The 15602-nt window shown below is 61.4% G+C and carries 16 protein-coding genes; 14 read left to right on the top strand and 2 right to left on the bottom strand.

Annotated features, from left to right (window positions below):
- Positions 1–123: 123 nt before the first annotated feature.
- Complete coding sequence (locus APH34_RS04235) at positions 124–603, top strand: response regulator (RefSeq protein WP_054899930.1); 480 nt, start codon at positions 124–126, stop codon at positions 601–603.
- Between the two features lie 66 nt (positions 604–669).
- Positions 670–1986 carry an MFS transporter gene (locus APH34_RS04230; protein WP_054899929.1) on the top strand — a complete coding sequence of 439 codons (1317 nt, stop codon included), beginning with the start codon at positions 670–672 and terminating at the stop codon, positions 1984–1986.
- Between the two features lie 205 nt (positions 1987–2191).
- Here the strand turns inward: APH34_RS04230 and APH34_RS04225 are convergent, their stop codons facing one another.
- Complete coding sequence (locus APH34_RS04225; RefSeq protein ID WP_054899928.1) at positions 2192–3856, bottom strand: electron transfer flavoprotein-ubiquinone oxidoreductase; 1665 nt, start codon at positions 3854–3856, stop codon at positions 2192–2194.
- A gap of 556 nt (positions 3857–4412) precedes the next feature.
- Here APH34_RS04225 and APH34_RS04220 point away from each other — a divergent pair.
- The 9 genes from APH34_RS04220 (at position 4413) to APH34_RS04180 (ending at position 11327) form a co-directional block, all read left to right on the top strand.
- On the top strand, positions 4413–5162 hold the full coding sequence (locus APH34_RS04220) for an electron transfer flavoprotein subunit beta/FixA family protein (protein ID WP_025339979.1): 750 nt from the start codon (positions 4413–4415) through the stop codon (positions 5160–5162).
- A complete protein-coding gene (locus APH34_RS04215) occupies positions 5163–6092 on the top strand; it encodes an electron transfer flavoprotein subunit alpha/FixB family protein (RefSeq protein ID WP_054899927.1) in 930 nt (309 codons plus the stop codon).
- A gap of 77 nt (positions 6093–6169) precedes the next feature.
- Positions 6170–6991, top strand: coding sequence for an ABC transporter substrate-binding protein (locus tag APH34_RS04210; protein WP_054899926.1), 822 nt, complete (start codon positions 6170–6172; stop codon positions 6989–6991).
- A gap of 9 nt (positions 6992–7000) precedes the next feature.
- Positions 7001–7354, top strand: a complete 354-nt coding sequence (locus tag APH34_RS04205) for a DUF4398 domain-containing protein (RefSeq protein WP_054899925.1) — start codon at positions 7001–7003, stop codon at positions 7352–7354.
- Positions 7351–8163, top strand: a complete 813-nt coding sequence (locus APH34_RS04200) for an OmpA family protein (RefSeq protein ID WP_054899924.1) — start codon at positions 7351–7353, stop codon at positions 8161–8163. The genes APH34_RS04205 and APH34_RS04200 overlap by 4 nt, the downstream gene beginning before the upstream one ends.
- 167 nt (positions 8164–8330) lie before the next feature.
- Positions 8331–9773, top strand: a complete 1443-nt coding sequence (locus APH34_RS04195) for a PLP-dependent aminotransferase family protein (protein ID WP_054899923.1) — start codon at positions 8331–8333, stop codon at positions 9771–9773.
- 63 nt (positions 9774–9836) lie between these two features.
- Positions 9837–10301: a hypothetical protein gene (locus APH34_RS04190; protein ID WP_054900113.1), complete on the top strand. Its 465-nt coding sequence runs from the start codon at positions 9837–9839 to the stop codon at positions 10299–10301.
- A gap of 132 nt (positions 10302–10433) precedes the next feature.
- Positions 10434–10688, top strand: a complete 255-nt coding sequence (locus tag APH34_RS04185; protein WP_033699278.1) for a YkgJ family cysteine cluster protein — start codon at positions 10434–10436, stop codon at positions 10686–10688.
- A 33-nt stretch (positions 10689–10721) separates the two neighbouring features.
- A complete protein-coding gene (locus tag APH34_RS04180; protein ID WP_054899922.1) occupies positions 10722–11327 on the top strand; it encodes an START domain-containing protein in 606 nt (201 codons plus the stop codon).
- Between the two features lie 104 nt (positions 11328–11431).
- On the opposite strand, the gene gltA is transcribed toward APH34_RS04180, so the two are convergent.
- Positions 11432–12721, bottom strand: coding sequence for a citrate synthase (gltA, locus tag APH34_RS04175; RefSeq protein WP_054899921.1), 1290 nt, complete (start codon positions 12719–12721; stop codon positions 11432–11434).
- A gap of 352 nt (positions 12722–13073) precedes the next feature.
- Here gltA and sdhC point away from each other — a divergent pair, with 352 nt between their 5' ends.
- The 3 genes from sdhC to sdhA are packed head-to-tail and all read left to right on the top strand — an operon-like array spanning position 13074 to position 15598.
- Positions 13074–13460: a succinate dehydrogenase, cytochrome b556 subunit gene (gene sdhC, locus APH34_RS04170; protein ID WP_077068487.1), complete on the top strand. Its 387-nt coding sequence runs from the start codon at positions 13074–13076 to the stop codon at positions 13458–13460.
- Positions 13454–13822: a succinate dehydrogenase, hydrophobic membrane anchor protein gene (gene sdhD, locus APH34_RS04165; RefSeq protein ID WP_054899920.1), complete on the top strand. Its 369-nt coding sequence runs from the start codon at positions 13454–13456 to the stop codon at positions 13820–13822. Before sdhC ends, sdhD begins: the two co-directional genes overlap by 7 nt.
- A gap of 3 nt (positions 13823–13825) precedes the next feature.
- Positions 13826–15598 (top strand): succinate dehydrogenase flavoprotein subunit, encoded by a 1773-nt coding sequence (gene sdhA, locus APH34_RS04160; RefSeq protein ID WP_054899919.1) that lies wholly within the window; start codon positions 13826–13828, stop codon positions 15596–15598.
- Positions 15599–15602: the final 4 nt, after the last annotated feature.

The raw sequence follows: 15602 nt of genomic DNA, 5'->3' as shown, positions 1-15602 counted from the left end.
TCTAGGTGTTTCCCGACAACTATCTAGATTGACCCCTCCAGGCACAGCCCTGGCGGTTGCCTGTTACTGGCGCAGTTTGGTCAGGGAGCGTGCCCCTATTCACCCGACTGCCCAGGTCCGACAATGCCAAACAAGACCCTGCGCATCCTGATTGCCGACGAGCATCCGTCTCAGCGCCTGCAGCTGGAGAGACTGCTCAATGGTCTGGGCTATTACCGGATCGCGCCCGTGGAGAGCTTCGAGGAGCTCCAGCGCCTGGTACATTGCGCGCTGCAACCGTTCAACCTGCTGATTGGCAATATCGAGCTGGCCAGCCATGCAGGTGTCGACCTGGCCCGTTTTTGCCGGGTCAGCACGCAGATCCAACATGCGCTGTTGTACCACTCCCGGCAGCTGAAAGTACCCACGGTGCCGCAGACCGAGCGCCAGGCCGTGAGCGTCAGCCTGCCGCAGGTGCCTGATAACGAGGCGCTGGAGTCGTTCATGGCGATCATCGATGGGCCGGTGCTGGTTGGCAAGATCGCCTTGCCCCCGGGCGTCGCGGGCAGCGGGCCGCCAGCATACCAGCGCAAGAACTTCGGCCAGACGGTGTTCAGCCGCTAGCCGGGGCAGGGCAAGGCGGCGGGTATTTGTTATCCTCTTGCCCTTTGCCGATTTGTGGGCTCTTCCATGACTGCCATCGATACCGCTCCCCCGCCCCGGTTCAGCCGCGGTGACCATCGGACCCTGGGCCTGGCGGCACTGGGTGGTGCGCTGGAAATCTACGATTTCATCATCTTCGTGTTCTTCGCCCTGACCCTCAGCCAGTTGTTCTTCCCCCCGCAAATGCCCGAATGGCTGCGCCTGTTACAGAGCTTCGGCATCTTCGTCACCGGCTACCTGGCGCGGCCTTTGGGCGGCATTCTCATGGCCCACTTCGCCGACCACCTGGGGCGCAAGCGGGTATTCAGCCTGAGCATTCTGATGATGGCCTTGCCGTGTCTGCTGATCGGCATGATGCCCACCTATGCCCAGATCGGTTACGCAGCCCCGTTGTTGCTGCTGGCGTTGCGTATCCTGCAGGGTGCTGCAGTGGGCGGTGAAGTGCCAAGCGCCTGGACCTTCGTTGCTGAGCACGCTCCGCAGGGGCGCCGTGGGTATGCCCTGGGCTTTCTGCAAGCGGGGCTGACCTTTGGGTACCTTTTGGGCGCGCTGACTGCGACGCTGCTGGCCCAGGCGTTTACCGCCCAGGAAATTCTCGATTACGCCTGGCGCTATCCGTTCCTGCTCGGGGGGGTATTTGGTGTGATTGGTGTGTGGCTGCGCCGCTGGCTGAATGAAACACCGGTGTTCCTGGCGCTGCGTCAACGTCAGGAGCAACCTGTGGCATTCCCGCTGCGGCGGGTGCTGGGCGAGCACCGGCGGTCACTGCTCCCCGCGGCGCTGTTGACCTGCGTGCTGACGTCGGCGGTTGTGGTGCTGGTGGTCATTACCCCGACCGTGATGCAGCAACGTTTCGGCATGTCGGCCGGGCACACCTTCGCCCTGAGCAGTGTGGGGATCATTTTTCTCAACATTGGCTGTGTGCTGGCTGGGCTGCTGGTCGACCGCCTGGGGGCCTGGCGTGCGCTGATGATCTACAGCCTGCTGCTGCCACTGGGCATTGGCGCGCTGTATGCGAGCCTGGTGGGGCAGTGGGGCCTGACCTGGCTGGCGTATGCCGTGGCAGGGTTGAGCTGTGGTGTGGTGGGGGTGGTGCCCTCGGTGATGGTGGGGTTGTTCCCGGCCGAGATCCGGGTATCGGGTATTTCCTTTACCTATAACGTCGCCTATGCACTGTGGGCCAGCACCACACCGCTGGCGTTGATTGCGCTGATGCCCTGGAGTCCTTGGGTATGTGTCGGCTTCTGCCTGATCATGGGCCTGGTGGGGCTGATGACGGCGCTGCATTATGGCCGCCGTGATGCAGGCTGCAGGGCGCAGCGCCCGGCAACCTCGGCATCCTGATGGGGCGCCCGGCAGGCCGATGCCTCCGGGCGTTGCCGCTCGACGGCGGCGTTTGCCTGGGCATGTACTCGAACGGCTTGGACACTGGCCAAGCGGTGGTTTGCTACAGGCGTCAGGCGGGGTCAACCTGACCGTGCTGCATGGCTCATGAAAAAGCCCCCGAGGTCTTGTGACCTGGGGGCTTTGTCGTTGCGCGGGGCAGGGCTTACATGTTCGGGTAGTTCGGCCCGCCGGCGCCTTCAGGGGTGACCCAAGTGATGTTCTGGGCCGGGTCCTTGATGTCGCAGGTCTTGCAGTGTACGCAGTTCTGCGCGTTGATCTGGAAGCGCTTGTTGCCATCTTCCTGGGTAACCACTTCGTACACGCCTGCCGGGCAGTAACGCTGCGCCGGCTCGTCGTAGAGCGGTAGGTTGCTGGCGATTGGCACGTTCGGGTCGGTCAGCTTCAGGTGGCAGGGTTGTTCCTCTTCGTGGTTGGTGCTGGAGAGGAACACCGAACTGAGCTTGTCGAAGCTGAGCTTGCCGTCCGGTTTCGGGTAATCGATCTTTTTCGAATCGGCCGCCAGCTTGAGGCAGGCGTAGTCCGGCTTGGTGTCATGCAGGGTGAAGGGCAGCTTGCCGGCGAACCAGTTCTGGTCGATGTAGTTGAACGCACCGCCCAGGATCGGGCCGAACTTGTGCAGCGCCGGGCCAAAGTTACGGCTGGCGAACAACTCTTCATACAGCCAGCTGGCCTTGAAGGCATCGACATAAGTGGTGAGTGCATCGCCGCCCTCGCTGCCGGCGACCAGTGCATCGGCCACGGCGTCGGCTGCCAGCATGCCGGACTTCATCGCGGTGTGGCTGCCCTTGATCTTGGAGAAGTTCAGGGTGCCAAGGTCGCAGCCAATCAGCGCGCCGCCATTGAAGACCATCTTCGGCAACGAGTTCAAGCCACCTTTGCAGATGGCCCGGGCGCCGTAACTGATGCGTTTGCCGCCTTCAAGGTACTGTTTGATCACCGGGTGGTGCTTGAGCCGCTGGAACTCGTCGAACGGCGACAGGTAGGGGTTGGTGTACGACAGGTCGACGATCAGGCCGACCACCACCTGGTTGTTTTCCAGATGATAAAGGAACGAGCCGCCGGTATTGTCGGCGCTCATCACGTCCAGTGGCCAACCGGCGGTGTGTACCACCAGGCCCTGTTCGTGCTTGCTCGGGTCGATTTCCCAGATTTCCTTGAGGCCGATGCCGTAGTGCTGGGCATCGGACTCGCTGTCGAGGTTGAAACGCTTGATCAGTTGCTTGCCGATATGGCCACGGCAACCTTCGGCGAACAAGGTGTACTTGGCGCGCAGTTCCATGCCTGGCGTATACAGGCCTTGCTTGGGGTTGCCTTCACGGTCAACGCCCAGGTCGCCGGTGACGATGCCGCGGACCACACCGTTTTCGTCGAACAGCGCTTCCTGGGCGGCGAAGCCTGGGTAGATTTCCACGCCAAGGTTCTCGGCCTGCTGGGCCAGCCAGCGGCACAGGTTGCCCAGCGAGATGATGTAGTTGCCCTGGTTGTGCATGGTCTTGGGCACGAACAGGTCAGGTACCTTGGTCGCGCTACCGGCATCCTTGAGCACATAGATGTCGTCGCGCTTGACCTCGGTGTTCAGCGGCGCACCCAGTGCTTTCCAGTCGGGGAACAGTTCGTTCAGGGCGCGCGGTTCGAAGACCGCACCGGAGAGGATGTGGGCACCGACTTCGGAGCCTTTCTCGACCACGCAGACGCTGATCTCGCTACCGGCTTCGGCGGCCTTCTGCTTCAGGCGGCAGGCGGCGGACAGGCCCGCCGGGCCGGCGCCGACGATGACCACGTCGAATTCCATGTATTCGCGTTCCACTGGTTCTCTCCTACTCATCAAGGCTCATGCTGTTGCTTTGTCTTATGGGTGTGGGGTGATCCTGCGCGGCCGCCCTTCACGGGAGCGGGGCTGTAGCAGCGCAGAGGATGGACTACACCGTTTTGTCTTGGCCGCGCATTATATCTACACCACTTGGCGGGTCCAATACAAACGTTTGTTTGAATTTGCCGCAGGCCAGTAAAATCACAGGAGCGCGGCTGGAGGGTGACCGATTTGCCGTATTGACCGGATTGGGTGTTACGGTCAAGATACGAGCGGTTTACCGTTCGCCGTAGGCTTACCGCCGGGCGCAGGTACACCTCTAAAGACCAGCTGTGGAGCAGGGTTTTCGGGCCAAACCCGGGTTGTAGTGGAGTTTACACGCCACGACAGGAAATGACCCGCGGGTATTTGCCGCGATAGTCTGAACAAGACTTATCGGTCACCGTTAACTTTGCCCCTCCCGCAACGTTTTTAGAGGTGCCCTTGTACCCACGCGCATCGCCGGGCATGGCCCCAGGCGACTATCTATTCACCGGAGAGTAACGAGGAATCCATGAAGGTTCTTGTAGCTGTCAAACGAGTGGTCGACTACAACGTCAAGGTTCGCGTCAAAGCGGACAACTCCGGCGTCGACCTTGCAAACGTCAAGATGTCCATGAACCCCTTCTGCGAAATCGCTGTGGAAGAAGCTGTGCGCCTGAAAGAGAAGGGCGTGGCGAGCGAAATCGTCGTCGTCTCTGTCGGCCCGACCACTGCCCAGGAGCAGCTGCGTACTGCCCTGGCACTGGGTGCCGACCGCGCTATCCTGGTCGAAGCCGCCGATGAACTGAACTCCCTGGCCGTGGCCAAGGCGCTCAAGGCCGTTGTCGATAAAGAACAGCCGCAGCTGGTCATTCTCGGCAAGCAGGCCATCGACAGCGACAACAACCAGACCGGCCAGATGCTGGCTGCGTTGACCGGCTTCGCCCAAGGCACCTTCGCCTCGAAGGTCGAAGTCGCTGGTGACAAACTCAACGTCACGCGTGAAATCGATGGCGGCCTGCAGACCGTTGCTCTGAACCTGCCGGCGATTGTCACCACCGACCTGCGCCTGAACGAGCCGCGCTACGCGTCGCTGCCGAACATCATGAAGGCCAAGAAGAAGCCGCTGGAAACCGTTACGCCAGATGCCCTGGGCGTATCGCTCGCCTCCACCAACAAGACCCTGAAGGTCGAAGCGCCTGCTGCGCGCAGCGCCGGGATCAAGGTCAAGTCGGTGGCTGAACTGGTCGAGAAACTGAAGAACGAGGCGAAGGTAATCTAAATGACTATCCTGGTTGTCGCTGAATACGAGAACGGTGCCGTAGCCCCGGCCACCCTGAACACTGTCGCCGCAGCTGCCAAGATCGGTGGTGATATCCACGTGCTGGTCGCGGGCCAGAATGTGGGTGGCGTCGCCGAATCCGCCGCCAAGATCGCGGGTGTCGCCAAGGTGCTGGTCGCCGACAATGCGGCCTACGCGCACCTGCTGCCAGAGAACGCTGCGCCGCTGATCGTCGAGCTGGCCAAGGGTTACAGCCACGTGCTGGCCCCGGCCACCACCAACGGCAAGAACATCCTGCCGCGTGTTGCTGCGCTGCTGGACGTCGACCAGATCTCCGAGATCATCTCGGTCGAAGCTGCCGATACCTTCAAGCGCCCGATCTATGCCGGTAACGCTATTGCCACTGTGCAATCGAGCGCTGCGGTCAAGGTCATCACCGTGCGTACCACCGGCTTCGACGCTGTCGCTGCCGAAGGGGGTTCGGCTACTGTCGAAGCGGTGGGTGCAGCCCACAACACCGGTATTTCTGCCTTCGTCGGCGAAGAACTGGCCAAGTCCGACCGCCCTGAGCTGACCGCTGCCAAGATCGTCGTTTCCGGCGGCCGTGGCATGGGCAACGGTGACAACTTCAAGCACCTGTACAGCCTGGCCGACAAGCTTGGCGCTGCCGTCGGTGCCTCGCGCGCCGCGGTCGACGCAGGCTTCGTGCCCAACGACATGCAGGTCGGCCAGACCGGCAAAATCGTTGCACCGCAGCTGTACATCGCCGTCGGTATCTCCGGCGCGATCCAGCACCTAGCCGGCATGAAGGACTCCAAGGTGATCGTCGCGATCAACAAGGACGAAGAGGCGCCGATCTTCCAGGTGGCTGACTACGGCCTGGTCGCTGACCTGTTCGAAGCCGTCCCAGAGCTGGAAAAGCTGGTCTGATCCGCCTGCTTCACTTATAAAGAAGCCCGGCCCTCGTACTGAGGGCCGGGCTTTTTTGTGCGGGCAAGGAGTGAAGGATGGCGTTTCGCAAAGCGGGCAGGGTGCTGGCGTGCACGATGGCGATGTTGTCGCCGCTGACGATGGCAGCAGGCAAGTGTGAGCGTCTGGTGGCGACCGGCAGCCCGGACGCACCGCCTTACTCCTGGCAAGACCCGAAAGACCCCAAGCACCTGATCGGTGCCAATGTCGACCTGTTGCGCCAGGTGGCCGGCGAATTGGGCGTCAAGGTGGACGTGCTCAATGCCGGCAAGCGCGATCAGGCCCTGGAGGAAGTGCGTAGCGGACGCATGGACCTGTTGCTCGATACCCCGATGCAGGTGGAGCAGCTCACGGCGCTGGACTACATCCATCCGCCTTTGCAGCTCAACGAGTACCTGGTCTGGACCCGTCATGATGCCGAGCTGGACTTCGATGGCCCTGCTGACCTGGCCAGGTACCAGGGTAGCCTGTCGGAGCGGGCCCGCCTGACGCCGGCATTCAGCGCATTCGCCAAGGCGCAGCTCAAGCTGGAGCCGGCGCAGAACCTGACACAAGCTTTCCAGAAGCTGGTGCTGGGCCAGGTCGACTACGTGTTGGCTGGACGCTACTCGGGCATGGCCATGACCCAGAGCCTGGGCATGAGCAATGACCTGATCGCCCGAGGCCTGCCGGTGGATCGGCCGGGCTTGTACCTGGCCGTCTCGCATAACTCGGCATGCAATGACACCTGGTTGCGTGGGCAACTGGCGAAAAAACTGACAGAATTGCCGATCTCCGGTGCGTCCGAAGCCGTGCTGCAACGTAATGTCGAGCGCTGGAAAGCGCAGATGCAAGTGCAGGCGGACGCCCCCAAACAGTAGGAAGAGTGCGTGAAAACCCAATCACTGATCCTTGCCGTGGCCATGCTCGGCCTGGCCGGCTGCGCCAACGACCCGGCGCCCAATGAGCAGATGCGTATTTCCGAGCAGGCGCTGGAGCAGGCCAAGGCGGTTGGCGCTACCGATCAGGTCGAGGAGCTGAAGCTTGCCGAAGACAAGCTCGCCCGGGCCAAGACCAACATGCTCACCGAAGACTACCGCGATGCCCGCATGCGTGCCGAACAGGCCGAACTGGATGCGCGCCTTGCAGAGGCGCGCGTGCTGAACCAGAAAAGTGACGAGCAGCTCGAGTTGCTGCAGTCGCGTGTCAAACGCCTGCGCAAGCAGCTGGAGGTGCAGCCATGATGCGCTTCAAGCCAATCGCCGCGCTGGCGCTGCTGACGCTGGCGGCCGGCTTGCAAGGGTGTGCCAGCCAGCGCAGCGCCTCGGCACTGGACGATGCAGCCGCCGCCTTCCAGAAGGTCAAGGATGATTCTGACGTGTTGCGCAGCGCACCGCGCGACGTAATCCGCGCCGGTGAGTCGCTGGCCCGTGCCGAACGCTTGTCCAGCTATGTCGGCACCGGCAGCGATGTGCGTCATTATGCTTACCTGAGCCAGCGTTACAGCGAAATCGCCAGTGAACACGCCAGGCTGGCGCTGAACCAGGAACGCTTGGCCAAGCTCGACCTCGAGCGCCAGCGCCTGCAGTTGGCGTTGCGCGAGGCCAAGCTTGCGAGTGTGCAGCAGCAGGGCAAGTGGGTTGAGACGCAGATCGCCGCATTGGCTTCGGAGCAGGCTGATCGCGGCCTGGTGATGACCCTGGGTGATGTGCTGTTCGATACCGGTCGTGCCGACCTGAAGAACTCGGCCAGCCGCACCGTGCTCAAGCTGGTGCAGTTTCTGCAGCTCAATCCCCGTCGTGTGGTGCGTATCGAAGGCTACACCGACAGCACGGGCACGCCGGAGGACAACCTCACGTTGTCCCGTGATCGCGCCCAGGCGGTGGCCGACATGCTGGTCGACCTTGGGATCGACGAGAAACGCCTGACGGTGGAAGGCTATGGCGACCAATACCCGATCGAGGCCAATGCCTCGGAGCGGGGCAGGGCGCAGAACCGTCGGGTCGAGATCGTCTTCTCTGACGACAAAGGCAAGCTCGCGCCGGCGCGTTGACCGATTGCAGCGGGGGCCGGCACCGCGGCCCCCAACAGCTGCCAACGCAACTGTATTGTCGACTATTCTGCAATCTGTTCCCGTACACTTTGCAACTGTTACGGTATCCTCTACCGTCAGTGAGTCGCACAAAAACAACGAGCCCCTGCGCGGGTCGAGATATCGCCATGACCAACCTGCTGCTGTACCAGCGCATCGCCCAGCAACTGGCCGATGACATCCGTCGCGGTGTCTACCAGCCAGGCGAACGTGTACCTTCCGTGCGCAAGATGAGTGCCCAGCTCAACGTCAGCCATGCCACGGTGCTGCAGGCCTATGCCAATCTCGAGGACCAAGGGCTGATCCGCGCCCGGCCGCAGTCGGGCTACTACGTGCACCAGACCCCGGCCCTGACCGCGCAGACCCCGGACATCGCCCGCGTAGAGCGCCCCGGCCTGGTCACCCGCGCCAGTATCATTCAGCAGGTGCTGACCGAGGCCCGTCGCGACGGCGTCTTCCCCTTTGGTGCCGCCGTGCCGCACGTCGATTACCTGCCGGTACGCGCCCTGCATCAGCAGATCGCCAAGGTTACGCGCTTCCATAGCCCGCGGGCCTTCAGCTACATGTTCAGCCCCGGTTTCGAGCCGCTGCGCCGGCAGATTGCAATCCGCATGCGCGATGCCGGGGTACTGGTCGATCCGCGCGAAGTGATCGTGACCCATGGCTGCGTGGACGCCTTGCAAATGTCGCTGCGGGTGTTGACCCGCCCAGGTGACCTGATCGCCGCCGAGTCACCGACGTACTACGGCCTGTTGCAGTTGGCCGATCTGCTCGGGCTGAAAGTGATCGAGATTCCCAGTGACCCGTCCACCGGCATCAGCCTCGAGGCCCTGCAGTTGGCGGCCAACCAGTGGTCGATCAAGGCGTTGGTACTGACCTCGCGTCTTAGCAACCCGTTGGGTGGCACCATCCCCGAGGAGCGGCAGAAGCAGCTGCTGCGCCTGGCTTCGGACTTCGATATTCAGATCGTTGAAGACGATATCTATGGCGAGTTGATGTTCGAGCAAGGCAAGACCAAAGCCCTCAAGGCGTTCGACCGTCTGGACCGGGTGATCTACTGCTCCAGCTTTTCCAAGACCCTGTCGCCCGGTGTGCGGGTCGGCTGGATGGTGGCTGGGCGCTATCAGGACGAGATTCAACGGTTACAGACCTTCACCACCCACTCGGCGTGCAGCGTGACGCAGATGGGGGTGGCAGCCTATCTGGAGAATGGCGGGTATGACCGTCACCTGCGTTTTATCCGTCAGGAGTACCGCAAGAATCTCAGTGCCTATCAATTGGCCGTACAGCAGCATTTCCCGGAGGGCACCCAGATGACCCGGCCAACCGGTGGCTTCATCCTCTGGGTCAGCCTGCCGGGGCGGGTCAATACCCAGGATTTGCATGTGCGCGCGCTGGAGCAGGGCATCAGCATTGCACCGGGGCTGATCTTCAGTAATACCGAGCAGTTCAATCACTGCATTCGCCTGAACTGTGGCATCCCGTGGAACAAGGAAGCCGAGCGTGCGGTGATCACCCTTGGTTTGCTGGCCCAGCAACTGTGCAGAGAGTCTGCGCCAACACTTTTGTAAGGCTTGCCAGGCGTCGGCGGAACAGACAGCATACGCATTTTGACAACCTGTCTGCCGATGTCCATGAACCTGTTGCGTAGCTTTGCCCTGATTTTCTGCCTTGCGCCCCTGTGCATGCCCTGTCATGCGGCGCAGGCTGCACAGCCTTCAGCCCAAGCGGTACAGGGCAAATCGGCCGCAAAAAAGGCGCCGGCCAAGCAGGCAGTCAAGCCTCAGACCAAGCCCAGCGCCAAGCCAAAGGCTGTACGCAAACCGGTCAGCAAGGCGGTGGCCAAGCCAGTGCCCAAGGCGAAGCTCGACCTGAGTCTGCCGGCGGACATGGTTAAGGACCTCGAGCCGAATGTCGGTGATCCTGCCACTCGCCGCAAACCTTTGCTGCCGGCGATGTTCACCGAAAAACCGCAGAGCAACGACAGCCCGTTCCAGCTCAATGGCCGACTGATCAGCAATGAAATGCAGCTTCAACTGCGCAACGAGAGCCGTCATGACGTCGAAGGTGCGGCGATCGATTTCGAATTCCGCCAGTAGCCCAGCCCAACTGACTACTGGGTCACGGCAGATTTCATCGGGCCAGCAATTTCAAACGTATGTTTGAGCGGTTAGTATCCAGGGACGTTCGTCCCGTTTTGTTCCAGGGAGTCCTGATTTTGGTGTATTGCCATGAATTGCCGTGAAGGCTGTGGTGCCTGCTGCATCGCCCCGTCCATCAGCTCTGCGATGCCGCGCATGCCTCACGGCAAGCCTGCCGGCGAGCGCTGCCTGCACCTGACCGTCGACAACCTCTGCGACCTGTTCGGCAAGCCTGAGCGGCCGGCGGTGTGTGGTGGTTTCAAGGCAGATGTCGAGGTCTGTGGCAGTGATCGCGATGAGGCAATCAGGATTCTTGGTTGGTGGGAGCAAATGACGGCGGCGTGACAAGCTGGATCTTCGACAACAAGGATAAAGATGATGAGATCGTTCAAGCGTATTGCACTGCTGTGTGGCATGGGTGTCCTGCTGGCCCCGGCCGCCTGGGCGGAAAACTGGCAAGTGGCCAAGGACGAGGAGGGGATCAAGGTTTCCCTCAGCGAAGTGCCGGGGTCCAAGTACAAGGCCTACCGCGGCGTGACCCTGATCAAGGCCCCTTTGGCCAAGGTGCAGGCGCTGCAGGAAGATGTGGCCGGTGCATGTGCCTGGATTCATGAGTGCGAATCGCAGAAGCTGCTCAAGCATGAGGGTGATCAGAGCTGGACCTACACCCGGTTCAATACGCCTTGGCCGGTGACGCCGCGGGACTCGGTGCTGCACATCACCACGGTCAAGGGCGCCGATGGCAGCTTGACTCGGGAGCTGAAAGAAGAGCCGACCTATATCCCGGAAGAGAAGGGGTTCGTGCGGGTGGCGAAAGTCGAAGGCTTCTGGAAGCTGGTGCCCAAGGGCGACAGCACCGAAGTGACCTACCAGGTGCACACCGAGCCGGGGGGCAGTGTGCCAGCGATGGTCGCCAACAAGTTCGTGGTCGATGCACCGTTCAATACCCTGAAGGGGTTGCGCGAGCGGGCTGAGAAGAACTGAGGCCTTTTGGCTGGCGCGTGCTGGTGTTTTCGCGGGTAAGCCCGCTGCCTCAAGCATGAAAAAGGCTGCCCGAGGGCAGCCTTTTTGCGTTCGGCTCTGGGAGCTTACTTGCGGTCTTTCAGCTCGACGATATCGCGCTGCAGCTCGCCGGTGTACAGCTGGCGCGGGCGGCCAATCTTGTACGGGCTGGAGAGCATTTCTTTCCAGTGCGAGATCCAGCCTACGGTACGTGCCAGGGCGAAGATCACAGTGAACATGCTGGTCGGAATGCCGATCGCCTTCAGGATGATGCCCGAGTAGAAGTCGACGTTCGGGTACAGCGAGCGCTCGATGAAGTACGGATCGGTCAGGGCGATCTCTTCCAGGCGCATCGCCAGTTCCAACTGCGGATCGTTCTTGATGCCGAGTTCGCCCAGGACTTCGTCGCAGGTCTTCTTCATCACGGTGGCGCGCGGGTCGCGGTTCTTGTACACGCGGTGACCGAAGCCCATCAGCTTGAACGGGTCGTTCTTGTCCTTGGCCTTGGCGATGTACTTGTCGATGTTCGAGACATCGCCAATTTCATCGAGCATGGTCAGTACGGCTTCGTTCGCACCGCCGTGGGCAGGGCCCCACAGTGCGGCGATACCAGCGGCGATACAGGCGAACGGGTTGGCACCCGACGAGCCGGCCAGGCGCACGGTGGACGTGGAGGCATTCTGCTCGTGGTCGGCGTGGAGGATGAAGATCCGGTCCATTGCCTTGGCCAGTACCGGGCTGATCGGTTTGATCTCGCACGGGGTGTTGAACATCATGTGCAGGAAGTTTTCCGCGTACGACAGGTCGTTGCGCGGATACATCATTGGCTGGCCCATGGAGTACTTGTAAACCATCGCGGCCAGGGTCGGCATCTTGGCGACCAGGCGCACCGCGGAGATCTCGCGGTGTTGCGGGTTATTGATGTCCAGGGAGTCGTGGTAGAACGCCGACAGGGCGCCAACCACGCCGCACATCACCGCCATCGGGTGAGCGTCGCGGCGGAAACCGTTAAAGAAGGACTTCAGCTGCTCGTGAACCATGGTGTGGTTTTTCACGGTGCTGACGAACTGGGCCTTCTGCTCGGCATTGGGCAGTTCGCCGTTAAGCAGCAGGTAGCAGGTTTCCAGGTAGTCGGATTTCTCGGCGAGCTGTTCGATCGGGTAGCCGCGGTGCAGCAGTACGCCCTTGTCGCCATCGATGTAGGTGATCTTCGACTCGCACGAGGCGGTCGCCATGAAACCAGGGTCGAAGGTGAAGTGACCAGTGGCCCCCAACCCGCGGACGTCGATTACATCAGGACCAACGGTGCCGGTTAAAATGGGCAGCTCGACGGGGGCAGCGCCCTCGATGACCAACTGCGCTTTTTTGTCAGCCATGTGGCCTCCTATTAATGCTTGAAATCATCAGACAGACCCCCCACGCAGGGCCCGCACCACTATAGAGAAGTAAATTCGAATGTCAATTTGCCTAAAGGCTGGTTGAAACCGGCTCCGAGGCCTGATTTTTCGCGAAATTCTCGCCCATTTACGCCTTTTGCTCGCTAAAGGCAATGCGCTATTTGGGCTACCCCCTTCCGTTGTCATAAGCAGCCTAACTGTCTATACTCGGCACCCGACCGCCAGGGGCTTGCAAGCCCGAACTGCTGGGGGTCGCCGTTCCCTGGGTGGTGGGTACCTGACCAGTACACTTACCAACAACTTTGCCCTGATTCGCTAGGGGCTCTTCAGTGTGAAAAAAGCCGTGAAAAGCCAACGACCTGTAAACCTAGACCTAAGGACCATCAAGCTCCCGATCACCGCGTACACGTCCATTCTTCACCGTATCTCCGGCGTCATCCTGTTCCTCGGCCTTGCCATCATGCTTTATGCACTGGGCAAGTCGCTGGGTTCCGAGGAAGGCTTCGGTGAGGTGAAGGCGTGTCTGACCAGCCCGCTGGCCAAACTGGTGACCTGGGCCCTGCTGTCCGCCCTGCTGTATCACCTGGTGGCAGGCGTACGCCACCTGATCATGGACATGGGCATCGGTGAGACGCTGGAAGGCGGCAAGCTGGGCTCGAAAATCGTGATTGTCATCTCCGTGGTGGTGATCGTTCTGGTGGGAGTTTGGGTATGGTAACCAATGTCACGAACCTGTCGCGTTCGGGCCTCTATGACTGGATGGCGCAGCGCGTCTCGGCGGTCGTTCTCGCGGCTTACTTCCTCTTCCTGATCGGTTACGTGGTCGCCCACCCAGGCATCGACTATGCCCAGTGGCACGGTCTGTTCTCCAATAACGCGATGCGGATCTTCAGTCTGCTGGCTCTCGTTGCCCTGGGCGCTCACGCCTGGGTTGGCATGTGGACCATCGCCACCGACTACCTGACGCCGATGTCGTTCGGCAAGTCGGCGACTGCGATTCGTTTCCTGTTCCAGGCGGTATGCGGCGTTGCGATGTTCGCTTACTTCGTCTGGGGTGTGCAGATTCTCTGGGGTATCTGATCCATGGCTAGCATTCCAACCATTTCCTTCGACGCCATCATCATCGGTGGCGGCGGTGCCGGCATGCGCGCAGCGCTGCAGCTGGCCCAGGGCGGTCACAAGACTGCCGTAGTCACCAAGGTCTTCCCGACCCGTTCGCACACTGTATCCGCCCAGGGCGGCATCACCTGCGCCATCGCTTCGGCCGACCCGAACGACGACTGGCGCTGGCACATGTACGATACCGTCAAGGGTTCCGACTACATCGGTGACCAGGACGCTATCGAATACATGTGTCAGGAAGGCCCGGCTGCGGTCTTCGAGCTGGACCACATGGGCCTGCCGTTCTCGCGTACCGAAACCGGCCGTATCTACCAGCGTCCGTTCGGTGGCCAGTCCAAGGACTTCGGCAAGGGCGGCCAGGCTGCTCGTACGTGCGCCGCCTCCGACCGTACCGGTCACGCCCTGCTGCACACCCTGTATCAGGGCAACCTGAAAGCGGGCACCACCTTCCTGAACGAGTACTACGCTGTGGACCTGGTGAAAAACCAGGACGGCGCGTTCGTCGGTGTGATCGCGATCTGCATCGAAACTGGCGAAACCCTGTACATCAAGTCCAAGGCCACCGTTCTGGCCACCGGTGGTGCGGGCCGTATCTACGCCTCGACCACCAACGCCCTGATCAACACCGGTGACGGCGTCGGCATGGCCCTGCGTGCCGGCGTGCCGGTGCAGGACATCGAGATGTGGCAGTTCCACCCGACCGGCATCGCCGGCGCCGGTGTACTGGTCACTGAGGGTTGCCGCGGTGAAGGTGGTTACCTGATCAACGCCCACGGCGAACGCTTCATGGAGCGTTACGCGCCGAACGCCAAGGACCTGGCCGGTCGCGACGTCGTCGCCCGCTCCATGGTCAAGGAAATCATCGCCGGCAACGGCGTGGGCCCGAACAAGGACCACGTACTGCTGAAGCTGGACCACCTGGGCGAGGAAGTGTTGCACAGCCGCCTGCCAGGCATCTGCGAGCTGTCCAAGACCTTCGCCCACGTCGACCCTGTCGTCGCGCCGGTCCCGGTCGTACCGACCTGCCACTACATGATGGGTGGTGTCGCCACCAACATCCATGGCCAGGCCATTACCATGGACGCCGAAGGCAAGGACCAGATCATTCCGGGTCTGTTCGCTGTAGGTGAAGTAGCGTGCGTATCGGTCCACGGTGCCAACCGTCTGGGCGGCAACTCGCTGCTCGACCTGGTGGTCTTCGGCCGTGCTGCCGGCCTGCACCTGGAAAAGGCGCTGACCGAAGGCGTCGAGTACCGCGATGCCAGCGACACCGACGTGGATGTCGCCTTGAACCGCCTGAACAAGCTCAACGAGCGTACTACCGGCGAAGACGTTGCCAGCCTCAAGCGCGAGCTGCAGAGCTGCATGCAGAACTACTTCGGTGTATTCCGTACCGGCGAATACATGCAGAAGGGTATCGAGCAATTGGCGGGCCTGCGTGATCGCATCGCCAACGTCAAGATCAACGACAAGTCCCAGGCCTTCAACACCGCGCGTATCGAAGCGCTGGAGCTGCAGAACCTGCTGGAAGTCGCCGAAGCTACCGCCATTGCGGCCGAAGCCCGTAAAGAGTCCCGCGGCGCTCACGCCCGTGAAGACTTCGAAGACCGTGACGACGAAAACTGGCTGTGCCACACCCTGTACTATCCGGGTGAGAAGCGCGTCGCCAAGCGTGGTGTCAACTTTGCGCCGAAGACTGTTCCAGCCTTCGAACCAAAAGTCCGGACTTACTAAGGGT

It is taken from the genome of Pseudomonas sp. NBRC 111131 (assembly GCF_001320525.1).
In the GTDB taxonomy this organism is placed as follows: domain Bacteria; phylum Pseudomonadota; class Gammaproteobacteria; order Pseudomonadales; family Pseudomonadaceae; genus Aquipseudomonas; species Aquipseudomonas ceruminis.
Note: the sequence above shows the minus strand (reverse complement) of the source record. Positions and strands in the feature narration are given on the sequence as shown.

Excerpts from the sequence above, each read along its gene's own strand:
- APH34_RS04180 (WP_054899922.1), top strand. The coding sequence starts at position 10,722 with ATGAGATCGTTCAAGCGTATTGCACTGCTGTGTGGCATGGGTGTCCTG.
- gltA (WP_054899921.1), bottom strand. The coding sequence starts at position 12,721 with ATGGCTGACAAAAAAGCGCAGTTGGTCATCGAGGGCGCTGCCCCCGTC.
- APH34_RS04220 (WP_025339979.1), top strand. The coding sequence starts at position 4,413 with ATGAAGGTTCTTGTAGCTGTCAAACGAGTGGTCGACTACAACGTCAAG.
- APH34_RS04210 (WP_054899926.1), top strand. The coding sequence starts at position 6,170 with ATGGCGTTTCGCAAAGCGGGCAGGGTGCTGGCGTGCACGATGGCGATG.
- APH34_RS04190 (WP_054900113.1), top strand. The coding sequence starts at position 9,837 with ATGAACCTGTTGCGTAGCTTTGCCCTGATTTTCTGCCTTGCGCCCCTG.
- APH34_RS04230 (WP_054899929.1), top strand. The coding sequence starts at position 670 with ATGACTGCCATCGATACCGCTCCCCCGCCCCGGTTCAGCCGCGGTGAC.
- APH34_RS04235 (WP_054899930.1), top strand. The coding sequence starts at position 124 with ATGCCAAACAAGACCCTGCGCATCCTGATTGCCGACGAGCATCCGTCT.
- sdhA (WP_054899919.1), top strand. The coding sequence starts at position 13,826 with ATGGCTAGCATTCCAACCATTTCCTTCGACGCCATCATCATCGGTGGC.
- sdhD (WP_054899920.1), top strand. The coding sequence starts at position 13,454 with ATGGTAACCAATGTCACGAACCTGTCGCGTTCGGGCCTCTATGACTGG.
- APH34_RS04195 (WP_054899923.1), top strand. The coding sequence starts at position 8,331 with ATGACCAACCTGCTGCTGTACCAGCGCATCGCCCAGCAACTGGCCGAT.
- APH34_RS04200 (WP_054899924.1), top strand. The coding sequence starts at position 7,351 with ATGATGCGCTTCAAGCCAATCGCCGCGCTGGCGCTGCTGACGCTGGCG.
- APH34_RS04215 (WP_054899927.1), top strand. The coding sequence starts at position 5,163 with ATGACTATCCTGGTTGTCGCTGAATACGAGAACGGTGCCGTAGCCCCG.
- APH34_RS04185 (WP_033699278.1), top strand. The coding sequence starts at position 10,434 with ATGAATTGCCGTGAAGGCTGTGGTGCCTGCTGCATCGCCCCGTCCATC.